Source organism: Vibrio sp. zbq_1 (assembly GCF_043102935.1).
Classification (GTDB): domain Bacteria; phylum Pseudomonadota; class Gammaproteobacteria; order Enterobacterales; family Vibrionaceae; genus Vibrio; species Vibrio parahaemolyticus.
In genome coordinates this window covers 189,427-203,071 of record NZ_JBICJH010000004.1, presented here as the reverse complement: position 1 = coordinate 203,071, position 13,645 = coordinate 189,427, and the positions used below count along the sequence as shown (strand labels likewise).

At 46.3% G+C, this 13,645-nt stretch carries 14 protein-coding genes; 8 read left to right on the top strand and 6 right to left on the bottom strand.

All coding sequences use genetic code 11. The annotated features are described in order from the left end of the window. Window positions 1-164: 164 nt before the first annotated feature. The 5 genes from ACF8CV_RS01330 to fusA all read left to right on the top strand — a co-directional run bounded on the left by ACF8CV_RS01330 (window position 165) and on the right by fusA (window position 6,876). Window positions 165-1,373, top strand: a complete 1,209-nt coding sequence (locus ACF8CV_RS01330) for an MFS transporter (RefSeq protein WP_138937185.1) — start codon at window positions 165-167, stop codon at window positions 1,371-1,373. Window positions 1,374-1,527: 154 nt separating this feature from the next. Then, entirely contained in the window at window positions 1,528-2,409 is an 882-nt protein-coding gene (locus ACF8CV_RS01325) for a LysR family transcriptional regulator (protein ID WP_025632872.1), read from the top strand. Between the two features lie 101 nt (window positions 2,410-2,510). Continuing rightward, on the top strand, window positions 2,511-3,515 hold the full coding sequence (gene dgcN / locus ACF8CV_RS01320) for an N-acetyltransferase DgcN (RefSeq protein WP_138937205.1): 1,005 nt from the start codon (window positions 2,511-2,513) through the stop codon (window positions 3,513-3,515). A gap of 50 nt (window positions 3,516-3,565) precedes the next feature. Further along, window positions 3,566-4,558: an N-acetyl-D-Glu racemase DgcA gene (gene dgcA / locus ACF8CV_RS01315; protein WP_138937186.1), complete on the top strand. Its 993-nt coding sequence runs from the start codon at window positions 3,566-3,568 to the stop codon at window positions 4,556-4,558. A 293-nt stretch (window positions 4,559-4,851) separates the two neighbouring features. Continuing rightward, the gene (gene fusA, locus ACF8CV_RS01310; RefSeq protein ID WP_069545518.1) at window positions 4,852-6,876 is read left to right on the top strand and encodes an elongation factor G; all 2,025 of its coding nucleotides are present in this window, start codon (window positions 4,852-4,854) and stop codon (window positions 6,874-6,876) included. 78 nt (window positions 6,877-6,954) lie between these two features. Here the strand turns inward: fusA and ACF8CV_RS01305 are convergent, their stop codons facing one another. Continuing rightward, on the bottom strand, window positions 6,955-7,149 hold the full coding sequence (locus ACF8CV_RS01305) for a hypothetical protein (RefSeq protein WP_005373920.1): 195 nt from the start codon (window positions 7,147-7,149) through the stop codon (window positions 6,955-6,957). A 187-nt stretch (window positions 7,150-7,336) separates the two neighbouring features. Here ACF8CV_RS01305 and ACF8CV_RS01300 point away from each other — a divergent pair, with 187 nt between their 5' ends. Continuing rightward, a complete protein-coding gene (locus ACF8CV_RS01300) occupies window positions 7,337-8,149 on the top strand; it encodes an aminoglycoside phosphotransferase family protein (RefSeq protein WP_171055845.1) in 813 nt (270 codons plus the stop codon). Here ACF8CV_RS01300 and nqrM read toward each other — a convergent pair. From nqrM to ACF8CV_RS01285, 3 genes are read right to left on the bottom strand one after another with little or no spacing between them, the layout of a single operon-like run. Beyond that, a complete protein-coding gene (gene nqrM / locus ACF8CV_RS01295) occupies window positions 8,127-8,336 on the bottom strand; it encodes a (Na+)-NQR maturation NqrM (protein ID WP_005464141.1) in 210 nt (69 codons plus the stop codon). The genes ACF8CV_RS01300 and nqrM overlap by 23 nt on opposite strands. Before the next feature lies 1 nt (window position 8,337). Beyond that, window positions 8,338-8,838, bottom strand: a complete 501-nt coding sequence (locus tag ACF8CV_RS01290) for a NifB/NifX family molybdenum-iron cluster-binding protein (RefSeq protein ID WP_005464203.1) — start codon at window positions 8,836-8,838, stop codon at window positions 8,338-8,340. Then, the gene (locus ACF8CV_RS01285; RefSeq protein WP_005464150.1) at window positions 8,835-9,125 is read right to left on the bottom strand and encodes a DUF134 domain-containing protein; all 291 of its coding nucleotides are present in this window, start codon (window positions 9,123-9,125) and stop codon (window positions 8,835-8,837) included. Before ACF8CV_RS01285 ends, ACF8CV_RS01290 begins: the two co-directional genes overlap by 4 nt. A gap of 376 nt (window positions 9,126-9,501) precedes the next feature. Between ACF8CV_RS01285 and ACF8CV_RS01280 the strand changes: the two genes are divergently transcribed. Further along, window positions 9,502-10,026 carry a copper resistance protein NlpE gene (locus ACF8CV_RS01280; RefSeq protein ID WP_020834930.1) on the top strand — a complete coding sequence of 175 codons (525 nt, stop codon included), beginning with the start codon at window positions 9,502-9,504 and terminating at the stop codon, window positions 10,024-10,026. A gap of 216 nt (window positions 10,027-10,242) precedes the next feature. After that, window positions 10,243-11,019, top strand: a complete 777-nt coding sequence (gene ompV / locus ACF8CV_RS01275; RefSeq protein WP_138937188.1) for an outer membrane protein OmpV — start codon at window positions 10,243-10,245, stop codon at window positions 11,017-11,019. A gap of 90 nt (window positions 11,020-11,109) precedes the next feature. Here the strand turns inward: ompV and ACF8CV_RS01270 are convergent, their stop codons facing one another. Together ACF8CV_RS01270 and ACF8CV_RS01265 are read right to left on the bottom strand one after the other, a co-directional pair. Continuing rightward, window positions 11,110-12,768 (bottom strand): ABC transporter substrate-binding protein, encoded by a 1,659-nt coding sequence (locus ACF8CV_RS01270; RefSeq protein WP_029850679.1) that lies wholly within the window; start codon window positions 12,766-12,768, stop codon window positions 11,110-11,112. 158 nt (window positions 12,769-12,926) lie between these two features. Next, a complete protein-coding gene (locus ACF8CV_RS01265) occupies window positions 12,927-13,541 on the bottom strand; it encodes an outer membrane beta-barrel protein (RefSeq protein ID WP_005464189.1) in 615 nt (204 codons plus the stop codon). Window positions 13,542-13,645: the final 104 nt, after the last annotated feature.

Genomic DNA, 13,645 nt, shown 5'->3' with positions numbered 1-13,645 from the left:
CTTTACCTCAAGTTTACTTGAGGTTCTAAAGTTACACCATCTTAAATAACGCTAAACCCAGACGGTCTCGAAATATTGCGTTCAGGACGCATAACTTGGTTGACAAACACAGCACCGCTAGAAGCCAACGTTTTGAAATCCATTGGGAATTTGAGGCAAACATAATGAAAAATAAAACTCAGCCGTACTTAGCAGGCCGCTTCTTCGACAGTATATCCTCTGGCTTGTTCATGATGGCACTGCCATGGGTCATGCTTTCCGAGCCCAAAATGGGCACATTCGTCGCTTTAGTTTCTCTGAGCTGCACCGCGATTTCTTTTCTGACAACGCCTTTCTTTTCCACTTTAGTGGACCGACACTCACGAAAAGCACTCCTCGTGCTCAATCAATGGATTCAATCGGGCATGGCTTTGGTGGTGTTCATTGCTTATTGGTTAGGGTTTGAGTCCCACTGGCTGTTGGCTTTTGCGCAATTGGTGTATTGGGTTTCGAGTAACTTTGCATGGACGACCAACAACGCCTTCACTCAAGAAAATTATCAGCATCACGAATACGCAAAAATTTCGGGGCAGCAAGAAATTGTAATGCAATCCACAACCCTCGGAGCTGGCGCGTTGGGTATTGTTTTGCTTGAAATGTGGGGCATGAAAGAGTTTGCTTTGTTTGCGGCCAGCGCTTCCGCTTTAGCGGCGATGTTCTATATTCTGACGCCTTATACCCAACAATTAAGGGCATCAAAATCCGTAGCTTTCATCGCACAACTCAAAGAGAGCAAACAAATATTCCGTCTCGAGCCCCGCTTTTATGGCTTTATTCTGCTCTCTTGCCTCTCTTATCCTGCATTGACGTATTTGAGCAAACTGGTGCCGATTTGGTTTTCTGAACAAGGCATCTCTGGCGATTGGTTTGCAGGGTTCAACATCAGTTTTGGTCTCGGCTCGTTACTAACAGGTTTCATTGTCACCAAAGTGCTGAGTCGCGCCTGCCATAGCCACATTATGTTTGCTTCGATGGTTATGGTATCTCTAGCGTTTATCGGAATGAGTTTTGCGATAAGCCCGCTGACCATCTTATTGTTTACGGCGCTGTTTGGTGTGTTTAACGCGCTAAATCGCATTGCGAGAGTCAACTGGATGCATCACACCGTAGCGGTTCATCAACGAGGTCGCGTCGATGGCGGTATCAGCATGTTTGCCACCACCATTCAATCTCTCAGTTACGTGTTAATCGCGATGTTGAGTCATTACGAGCTAACACAATACGGTTTTGCAATAGCAGCTGTTGTCATAGTGTTAGCAGTGGTTTTGATGGGATTACTCAGCCGAGACGTCGAGCCGTTTAACGACCTGCCCCTTCATGCAGCAGCAAAGTGAAGCATAGAAATTGAGAAGTTGAGAAATTGAAAAAGCGAGATAGGAAGGCAACCAACATCGTCTTCCTATTTTTTACGCCAGCACTTTTGCCTCTATCGCTCATCAACAAGGTTGGGTATTCTGAGGTGACCAACATGAGCAGAGGGAAATCGCAGTGAACTTAAGACAATTGGAAGTCTTTTACGCCATTATGCAAGCAGGAACGGTGTCTGGTGCTGCTCGCTTACTGCACGTTTCCCAGCCCAATGTCACTCGAGTTCTCGCCCATACAGAGCAACAACTGGGCTTCGCTTTATTTGAACGCGTAAAAGGTCGCCTCGTTCCCACTCAAGAAGCCAAAGCCTTATTGCCAGAGGCAGAAAAAGTCTATCAACAACTCGGACAATTTCGTTCCCTGACCAACAAAGTCAAACAGGGAACTCAACATTTACGAGTCGGTGCCCCGCCTGTTTTGGCCGCGCACTTGTTAGCACCGACTGTCGCGTTGTTGTCGAAAGAGCACGGCATCTCCTTTGAGCTCTTAACGGCCAATCGCGATGAGCTGTGCTCAGGATTACTGAAACATGAATTGGATGTCGCCATCGCGTTCGGTGAAGAAACGCCACCAGCGATCATGGGGCACGTGTTATTGAAAGAAAACTTAGCACTGATCGCTCCTAAAAGCGCAGCGATACCCGCAGAAAAAACCGTCATTTTAGAAGAACTCATCAGTCACGATTTACCCATTATCGGTTTAGATAGCCGAGACCCTCTGGGCTTGCTGTTGCATCAAACCTTGTCAGCGCGTGACGAGCATTATCAACATGCCATCACTGTACGCAGCTACTCTGCGGCGGCTGAACTGGTGAAACACCAAGCAGGGTTCGCCATTGTAGACCCATGGACAGCAAAACTATATCGCCAAGATGACGCCGTCTCCGTGCATGCTTTGGAGCCAAACATGTCCTTCTCTGTCTCTATTTTATTCGCAGAGCACACACCTCAATCCATTGCGACAAAGCAATTTATCACCGCCCTAAAACAACAGATGGTTTAAAGGTATAACTTGAAGTTATACCTGCCTAACAAATAAGCATTCGGTTTCCTAAATCAGTCTGGCTACATTAATGGGCAATAACGATGACGAAGGGAACCATCATGCAAATTGCTCAACCTTACCTACTCTTTCTTGGCGATGTAACCGATCCACTCGCAGCAAAAACCGCGCGTGGCATTTACCAATGGCGACCTGAGATTTGTCTTGGCCAAATCCGCCTGACGCCAGAAACCGTATCGCTTGGTTTAACCAACATGACACTACAACAAGCGCAGCAGCAAGGAGCAAAAACGCTGGTGCTTGGCACAGCAAACCCAGGAGGCGTCATTCCCGAAGCTTGGCAAACAACCTTACTTGAAGCGGCAGAGATGGGATTTGAAATTGCATCGGGCATGCACCAACGTTTGGCGGAATTTGCTCCTCTTGCCGATCTAGAACAACGTGGATTAACCAAACTGTATGATGTTCGCCATTATGATGCCCCGCTCAAGGTCGGCAATGGCAAAGTACGCGCAGGCAAGCGAGTACTTACTGTAGGAACAGATTGCTCCGTTGGCAAAATGTACTCTGCCCTCGCCATTGAACACACATTAAAGCGTAAAAACTGTCGCGCAGAGTTCAAAGCAACGGGTCAAACTGGAATTCTCATCGCAGGCAGTGGCATTTCGATTGATGCTGTAGTTGCCGATTTTATCTCCGGCGCAGTAGAAGCGATCAGCCCTGACTTCACTGACCACGATTGGGACATCATCGAAGGGCAAGGTTCGTTATTTAACCCTTCGTTTGCTGGCGTAAGTTTGGGCTTACTTCACGGCGCACAAGCGGACGCTCTGGTACTGTGCCATGAGATTGGTCGCCCGCACATCCGCAACTTACCACATGCGAGCTTGCCAACCATTGAACAAACGATAGAAGCGAATCTGGCCGCTGCTCGCCTAACAAATTCTAAAGCTCAATTAGTGGGTATTTGCTTAAACACTTCGGCGATCAGCGAAGAAGATGCTGTCCAGTTATGCCAGGATTGGAGCGACAAATATCAGGTGCCCGTCACCGACCCTGTGCGTTTTGGCGTTGATGCGATTTCAGATAAGATCCTTACTATTTAGGAAACATTTACGGTTTAGAAAATAACTGCGGTTTAGGGAAAACTAGTGAGATGAAAATTCATATAGAACCCGTCACGATTGCTATGGCGACACCATTTCGCATATCTCGCGGCAGTCGGACAGAGTGCCACGTAGTCCGCGTGACAATTGAACATCTAGGCATGATCGCCCAAGGAGAATGCACACCATACCCACGTTATGGTGAATCGGTTGAATTGGTGATTAAGGCGATTTCTCACGCCGCGCAAGAACTGCAAAGTTTGTACGCCAAAGGTGATGCTGATGTGATGGCTCTCAAAAGCCAGCTTCAATCGTTATTGCCCGCAGGGGCGGCAAGAAATGCATTGGATTGCGCGCTTTGGCATCTTCACGCGCTTTTGAGCCAAAAGCAGCAGGTTCACGACCTCTTTACGTTACCTGAAGCGATTGTGACGGCGATGACGGTTTCTATCGACACGCCGCAAGCGATGGCAAAACAGGCGCAAGCTTACCTTAGCCAAGGCGCAAAACTGCTTAAGGTAAAACTGGATGGTGAAAACGTGATTGAGCGCGTTGCAGCAGTACGCGATGCCGCGCCGCACGCGCAAATTGTTTTAGATGCGAATGAAGCATGGCAAAGCCTCGACCTCGCGACGGTATTTGCTCAACTCGAACCGTTTAATATCACCATGATCGAGCAACCGTTGCCACAAGACTGCGACGACGTACTCGCCAGCATTCCGCACCCCATTCCACTTTGCGCCGATGAAAGTTGTCACACCAGAGAGCAATTGCATCAACTGCTTGGAAAATACGAGATGGTGAATATTAAGCTAGATAAAACAGGTGGGCTCAGTGAAGCATTATTGCTGGCCGACGATGCAAAAGAACTCGGTTTTAGCCTCATGTCCGGTTGTATGTTGGGGACGTCGCTGGCGATGCGTGCTGCGTTACCCATTGCTGCTCAGGCAAGCGTTGTCGATCTTGATGGCCCGGTGTTGCTCGGACAAGATGTAACGCCTAGCTTAGTTTATAGCGACGGCGAAATCGTTCTTTCCAAGTAGCCTAAACAATCCCGAGGTTTTTATCGAAAAGTCAGAACCTCTGAGTTTATGATCTCGATTAAAAAACAATCAGCCCCATCATGAAATAAGTCACATAAATTATACGGTTATTACGGCATGCTAAGATTACAGTAGTCCAAGAAGGTGGTCTTATGCATCGAGTCATCCGGAAAATGACATGGAAGACGAATAGGCGGTAATCCCGCCCTACTCCAATGCAGTGCGTGGGTTTCTATAGCGACCCACTTCCTAGCAATTCGTAGGTTTTTCACGCCATCTTGCAAGGAGGCTCTATGCCTATCAACAAAATACGCAATATCGCTTTTGTCGGCCAAACCGGGACCGGTAAAACCACGCTGATAGAAAAACTGCTCTTCACCTGCGATGCCACGCACCATTTAGGCAGCGTAGAAAAAGGCGATACCGTTACCGACTTCGACCCTCAATCCATCCAATATCAACACAGTATTGAAGCAACGCCAGTCGCACTGCGCTGGAATAAACACCGGCTCAATATCATCGACACTCCGGGACAAAACGAGTTACTTGGCCGTACGATCAGCGTTTTTCCCGCCGTTGAAACATCCGCCCTTGTCATCGACCCTCAAACGCCACTAAACCAAACTTCCGATCGCTTATTCACCTTTGCTAAAGAGCAGCAAAAATGTCAGATGATCATCATCAATAAGCTCGATAACCACGGTAATCAGTTAGAAAGATTGTTGGAGAACATCGTTGAGCATTTTGGGGACCACTGCTTGCCGATCAACTTACCTTCGGCTGACGGGGAATCTGTAGTTGACTGTTATTTCGAACCAGAATTGGGACGAGAAACCTTACTTGCAACGGTAGATGAAGCTCATGAGACCTTAATTGACCAAGTTATCGAAGTCGATGAAGAACTGATGGAACTGTATCTGGAACAAGGCTCCGAACTCACCGCAGAGCAACTGCATGATCCGTTTGAAGAAGCACTGAGAACTGGACATGTGATTCCGGTCTGTTTTGTCTCAGCACAAACCGGGGCGGGCGTCGAGCTGCTGCTACGTACCTTGGCGGAGATCATGCCCATGCCAAACGAGGGTAACCCTCCTCTACTGGAAAAGAACGGCAAAAAAATCAAAGTAAATTGCGAAACCTTAGAACACACCGTCGCACACGTGTACAAAGTCAGCGTCGACCCATACATGGGTAAACTTGCCTACTTACGTGTGTATCAGGGTGAAATCAATGCGGGCAGCCAGCTTTATATTGGCGAAAGCAACAAGGCATTTAAAGTTGGGCACTTATATCAACTGCAGGGCAAAGATAGAACCGAGATCCCTCGAGCGCTTGCAGGCGACTTCTGCGTTTTAGCCAAAGTGGATGATCTCGAATTCGATTCAATCGTTCATGACTCTCACGAAGAAGATGGTGTTCAACTCAAAACGTTGGACCTTCCTGACTCCATGTATTCTTTGTGCTTGAAGCCTCTTAAGCGTGGAGATGAGCAAAAATTAGGAGATGTGCTGAATAAAATTGCCAGTGAAGATCCTTCGCTGCGCATCGAACATCGCGCTCGCACCAACGAAACCATCATAAGCGGCCAAGGGGAGTTTCACCTCAAAGTTGCATTAGAAAAGATGGCGAACGTGTACAAACTGGACGTCGAAACCTGCCAACCAAGCGTCGAGTACTTTGAAACCATCACCAAACCTGCCGAAGGGCATTATCGACACAAAAAACAAAGTGGCGGTGCAGGCCAGTTTGGTGAAGTGCAATTGAAGGTTCGTCCACTCGAACGTGGCGCTGGATTTAAGTTCATCAACAAAGTGGTGGGGGGTGCCATCCCAACCGCGCTCATTCCTGCTGTTGAAAAAGGTATTTTGCAAGCGTTAGAGGAAGGCGCGATTTCTGGCAACCCAATTAAGGATGTGGAAGTCACCGTTTATGACGGTAAATATCACTCCGTCGATTCGAAAGAAATTGCGTTTGTCATCGCAGGTAAGAAAGCTTTTTTAGATGCGATTAACAACGCCGATCCTATTGTGTTAGAACCCATTGTCCAGATGGAACTGCACATCCCAACCGCGAACGTTGGCGATGTTTCTGGAGATTTATCTGGAAACCGAGGCTTGATCGAAGGCACCGAGCCAATCGACAGCAGCTTCACCTTACTCAGAGCCAAGTCACCAGTAAACGAGCTGCAAGATTACGCTCGTCGATTACGCTCCATCACCGGTGGCGAAGGCAGCTTTAGTATGACCTTAAGCCATTACGAGCCCGCACCACCAGCAGTGCAAAAACAGGTCTGCCAAGGCAGTGCACAACAAGGTTAATTCCCTACGATTCAAATCAATCATACAAATAAAAAAGCGCCCTCATTTTGTTGAGGGCGCTTTTAGGTAAAAGAAAAATTATTTATCGAGAGACAAACCTATCTGACTGATTTTGCTTTCAAACTCTTCGATGCTGTTCGCTTTGTAAGTCGGAGCACCGTTAAAGTAGCGCGGTTTCTCTGGCAGCATCGCATTTTTCAGCTCTTGTTCTTGATCGATATTGTCATGGTAAACCGTTACACGATTTGGAATATCCTGCTTCATTACAGCCATTTGGGTTCTCCTTTATTAAGACGAATAGTAAGCGTAGAACGAATTTAACGGAGTACAGGCGAGGCTGTGTAAAATTTAGACACTCACAGCAAAATCATATTTAAACAGTTGCATTTAATATTTTTGAGGCACTTTGTCGTGGCTATTGGCAAACGTGAGTGCAGCGATTAAGGTGAGCTCTCTCTACATGAAGACAGGAAGTCCGGTGTCGCAACAAGAACTCAACCAAATGGGCAGTGCCAAAGTTTTTCTCATCGAAAAAGATGGCGTCCAAGTAATAGAAAAACGTAACCCTACTCAAATAGAAGTGGCGTTTTATCAACGCTATGCCGAACAGTTTAACGCGCTTGGAATACACGTACCGCGCTTGATTCAATTCGACGACCAGAAAAACGTTCTGCACATTGAATACGTTCCCCACGCAGTCGATCAAGCATTCTTGCTTGAAGATGCTCGAGTCATTGAACAACTCGTCAAACTGCACCAACTTCCACCAACATCAGATGGTGTTTATCACCGCCATCAGTGGACACCACAAGCGACCCAACAAGCACTCACTACACTTGAACTGGGCTCAGAGACAGAACAGTTCTTCCACAACCTCCAACAACGATCGGCGCATCTTTTCGATGGACAGAACTTGATCTCCGGAGACTCGAATGCTGGAAACTGGGGACAGCGCGAAAATGGCGAGCTAGTGCTGTTCGACTGGGAACGCTTTTCTACAGGGCATGTCGCGATAGATTTAGCGCCGCTCATCGAAGGCATGGGCACATTTGATGATTACTTGAAGGTGGCAGGCAAGTATGTAAAGTGCGCCGAGAAAGGTGAAACAACAGAATTGGCGCGCGATATCGGATTAGCAAAAGCGTGGATCGTCGTCGAGGTAGTCAACATACTGGTCTCCAGAAAAAATCCGCAGACCAGCAAATATTTGGACTGGTTTCGACAAACCTTGCCGCAATGGGCCAAAAGCCTTAGCGCTCAGGTGATGAGTTAGGCTCTGAGATTTGATACAAGTGACGCTCAGGCTCTGCACATGTGGTTTCGCAGTTGCATACTTTGTCGACACCGACGTTGTTTAAACCGCCGCAACTTCCTTGAATACGCTTGTTATGAAAGATAACCCCAAGCGACATCAACAAAATAATCGCGAGAAAACCAAGAAAGGTAAACAACCAAACCATACTAACCTGCCTTTTTAATCGACGCCTTTACGCTAAGTATAGCTGGGCTCGATTTTGCGGCGAATAATGCAGCAGCCTGTTTAGGACGTGCTAGCAACGAAGGTTTGGCTTTTTTACCGCCGCAACCACATGATCCGCACCCACCTTTTTTCTGATGATTGGTTGATGGACGACCTTGCGATACGTCTGTCAGTGGCTCTCTCGGAACGGCAAGTACATCTTCCAATGAGCTGCGCGTTGAAAGTCTGAACACTTGTTTGCCACTGTGCAAAAGCTTTTCTAATGCGCGCTCGCCGATGTTGCGCACCAGCACAGCTTCTACATTGTAGTCTTGTAAAGATTGGATAAGCTGGGACTTCGCTTTGCAGCCAGCTTGGGGCATTGCAGCGATGTTTGCTAGGTTTTTAAGCATTCCGTCAGTATCAGAATAAATAGCGATGTAAGGCGCTTTGACAAAATGGTTTGCCACCCGCTCACCATCATTAGGAATAGCATAAATCATAAGTTTGACTCCTCATTCGGAAAAACTAATGCATGACCTTCAACTAAACTTTTTGCGACCTTGAACCGCGCACTTTTTACTGTGTTGCCAAAAGTTTGTCTAGATATGCCCATTTGATCTGCGGCTTGTTGTTGGCTGAGTCCCTCTAAATCAGCCAAGCGCAGTGCTTCAAGTTCTTCTGGCAATATTGCGACTTGCTCCAACTGATGGAATGGCACGCCATTGGGCTTGAAACAATGGTGCGCTGCACGACCGCATATTCTTCTTTCTATTTTTGGTCTTGCCATTATCGTCCCTCTCAAACACTGTGCTACGTTACGCCCAAATTATGGCATATGCCAATAACATTTTTGGCATATGCTAATAATCTAAGTTTGCAAAAATCGTATTTAATAAGATGCTGGCTGTTTTCACACCACAACGCATCTTCAATTGCCACTTGCTTAAAGCCAGCTCAATACTCAGTCCTACAATTCAAGCATTTACATGCGTTTGATGATTCTGACTACTTTGTCTCCAAGTCATGGCGCGACGCTTGGATAGCGCCAAAAACACCGGTTTTATTGACACAGATAGATCATTCTATTGCTTTGTTATGACGTAAACGTCGGAAACAGGGCTAATATTAATGGCATACAAAATCTTGATTTAAAGAGGGATAAAATGAAAAAGACAATGTTGGCGTTAACTGGTGCGGTAATTATTCTTGCAGGCTGTCAAGACGAGAAACCAGTAGAAACAAGTGCAGTTGAAGCTCCTCAAGCAGTAGAAATGGAAGTCACTGACACTGAACTGCCTGTCGATGCAGTACCAGTGGAAGAAGAACAAGTGATCACTACAGAAACGTTTGTAGACTCAGAACACAACGCGAAAAACGCGCTAGATTGGAATGGCGTTTACAAAGGCACACTACCATGTGCTGATTGCGCGGGCATCGACGTGACTCTGACGCTAAATCAAGATGGCAGCTACGTGCTTGAGCAAAACTACCAAGACAAAGAAGATGGCAAGTTCAAATCAGAAGGCCACTTCACTTGGGATGAAAACGGCAGCATCGTAACGCTGACCGACGAAGACGCACCAAACCAATACTTCGTAGGCGAGAACATGCTTATGATGCTAGACATGAACGGTGAGAAAGCAACTGGCGAATTAGCTTCGTTTTACAACCTAACAAAGCAGCAATAATCGTCACTCTGACCTGATAGATGTTGAAAACCGAGCCTCCCCAAGCTCGGTTTTTTTGTCCTCCCCAACCTTCCCTTCCCCCAACCACACTGTTTTGTCATTACGCAAAAAGCAAAATCACCGAAAGCCATACATTTCCATACGCTTTGCTGATAGAGGCTTACAACACCATTTTGTACACTGTTCAAAATAAAATAAACGGTACAGGAAATACAAATGAACAAGACACTTATCACACTACTAACTTTGGCAGCAGCTGGCACCGCAACGGCAGGTGACACATACATCCGTAACGGCAACATCTACAACAACCAAGGTGGTTGGATTGCGGAAGTGGGCGTAGCTCAAGGTAGTGATCTATTTAAAGATCAAAAACACAATACTGCACCAATCCTAAACGGTGGTTACCACGGTGAAGACTTCAACGCAGATTTGGGCGGCATCAACTACCGCTTCTTGGGTGAAACCAACGATCTGATCAACATGAGCGCATACGTGGTAGGCAGCGGCATTATTCGTGATGGCGATGTAGCAAAGAGCTTGAAAGGCACACAAAAACGTCGTTTAGCGGTTGATTTAGGTCTAAATACCGATTTCACTCTAGATGAGCACAACGTCATCTCGACATACCTACAACACGACATCAGCGGCGCATACAAAGGTTACTTAGCAGGCGCGACGTACTTCCACATCATGAACTTCGGTAGTGTTGATTTTGTTCCTTTTGCTAACCTAACTTATCAAAGTGAAGACTACGTAGATTACTACTTTGGCATCAAAGATCGTGAAGCGACGGCAAACCGCAAAGCATACAAAGGTGATGCAACTGTAAGCTACGGTCTGGGCTACAAGCTGGTTATGCCAATTAATGACAACTGGCAAATCAACCAAACAACTCAATACACTCGCCTAGGCAGTGGTATCAGTGATTCATCTGTTGTAGACAGCGCAAACCAATGGGTTGTTGGCGCAAGCGTGTCTTACAACTTCTAACTCAAATTTTAATTTGAAATCTAAAAAAGCCATCGTACTGATGGCTTTTTTGCTTTCTAGAATATGATGATGCGATTGGCATCAAACGGGCTAACTACTGTGAGCAATCCAAAGTCGGTGTAAGTCGCTGTAGCCCGTATTCTTAACTTGCACGCCCCGAACTTGTTGAGTTTTTGTCACTTCTTCGTAGCCAATGAACAAAGGCAAATAGACATATTGCGCGCGCAGCGCTTCTTCAATACCCAGCAAATGAGAAATCGGTTGTTCATAGGCAATGGCTTCTTGAAGCTGCTCGCAGTGACGCTCCATCTGGTTTTGTTCGAAACTAAAACGTAAACCAGTCGCCACCGATAGCCATTCGAAGACCCCATATTCAAATGGCGCTTCCATGACCTCTTCAATGAACAATAAATCCGCCAAGTGTGAAACTGACTCGGGAAAACTAATGTCTTCCACTTTGATGACCTCTAACTCTAGCCCCGTGCTACGAATCACCTCATGCAACCATTCAGAATGGCGCATCAGGTTCGGGATAGTCCATATCGGTTCAGCAAGCACGACTTTGCCTTGTAGCGTTGGTGCTGTCTCAGCGCTACAACTAGGCTCAAGAGGTGATAACTGAATACTGTCGACGGCACTTTGTGGCTCATGGTGCCGCTTTTGCTGATTAATATAGTTGGCAAGCTGGCGCCACTCTTGTTTCGTCAGTTGCGAATCTTGCCTCTCACGATAGGTGAGATAGGAAAGTGCGCTGATTTTTTCAATCTCAACATGGTCTGAGACTTGATTGAAACTCAGCATATTCAAGTTTTGAACATCGCCGTGAGAAAGCGTAATTTGATCCAAAAGCGCGCGTGCAGAAAAATACTCTTTGTGTGCTTGCAGCGTGATGCTCTCTTTGTTCCAACTGCTGATTCGAAATGGCCCAGTGCCGATATGATATGAATAACCCGAGCCAAAAGAGGCCGTGTCTCGACACAATATTGAGGCATGTGGCGTGGCTAACATGTATGGAAAGAATTGGTTTGCGCGTTTGAGCACTATCTTCAAGCAGTTCGGTGTTTCGGCTGTAACGGTTTCAATGCATTGCCAGAGCTCATAAACCGGTCCTTTAATTTGCTTGAGTCTTTCTAAACTCCAAACCACATCGTCTATGCTCAGAAGCTCACCATCATGACGAAAAATGCCTGGCCTTAACCATAACGTCATGACGTTTTCTTCCATTTTCCATTCATGCGCTAAAGCGGGCTCAATGCCACCATTGGAGTTTTGTGTTAGCAGCCCATCATAAACACTTTTGACTACGTGTAATTCGGTATGACGGAAAGTCTCTGCGGGATCGATATTTGAAACCCACGGATAAGAAGAAATAAGAATGGCGTTTTTAGACTCATTCAGCTCGTTCACTTTTTCCGATGCAATCGTAAGCGAACGAACCGCCGTTTGGCCGAACCAATCGATAAGCTTTGTTATCGAATTCATTCTGCCCCTAGCAAGCTCTTCCACCAAAAACTCGGTCATCGCTTGTTGCAAAGTAATGGTGATACTCAAACGGCTTGGGTTGCTTCGCCCAATCGCCGGTTGCCAATCCACCCAACCGTAAGCCGCCAGCTTTTTCATCACAATGGAAACGTTACGTCTGGACGTGCAAATCACAGATTCGAGTTCGCTAAGCGTCACTAAATGATGCTTATGCGGTTCAAAATGTTTGAGCAGAAAATCTAAATATCTAAGATTTACATCGTTCACAGTGCTTCCTGAGCGTTTTTCTAAAAACCAAAAATAACACAGGAAGCTTAGTGACCAAACTTCCTGTGTCATATCTATATGAATTCAAACTGAGGGCTTAACTGAACAAACAACAGCACACCGCTTGGGTTAAGCCCAAAGAACTTGAATAAAAATGCTTAGAAACGGTAGCTCATACCAACAGAGAACGCGCTGATTTCTGCTTCAACGGTGACTTTTTCACTGCCGAGTTTCGCTACGTCTAACTCAGGTTTCATGTATTCCCATTCAACCTGTAGTGCTAGATTTTTTGTGATCGCGAACTCAGCACCTAAGCCGTAAAGTCCGGTTACTGTCGTTTCAGAAAACGTCGTGTGGCCTTCGTCACCAGTTAGCACAGAATTGCTTACTTTAAATTCCGCGTTGAAGTAAGAAAGACCCGCTTTCGCGAAAAGATTGAAACGGTCACCGATTGGCAGCGTTAATTTAGGTTGGATAGCCAAAAACTTCATGTCACCAACGGTAACGACAGAGCCGTCTAGAGCGTCGTAACCACCGATCGCACCTTCAAGAGAGATATACTCGTTGAATGTGTAACCACCAAAAACTTTGCCAGACAGACTTTCGTTGTCTTTAACTTCAAGTTTCTCGCTTGCGTTGTAGGTATTTGATTTGATTGAACCACTGATATCATCAAACGTTGCTTTACCGATCGATGCACCAATGTAAGGAGCGGCGTTTGCCATAGAACAAGTTGCTAGAAGGGCTGCTGTTAGCCATGTTTTCTTTAACATTGTATTTCACTGCCTGTTTTATTATTGAGTTTGTGTATCGCCCTTCCTTAAGCATGTCGCGTTATCCATCTCGCTTGGCGTTAAACCGAGCGAGATGTTAGTGA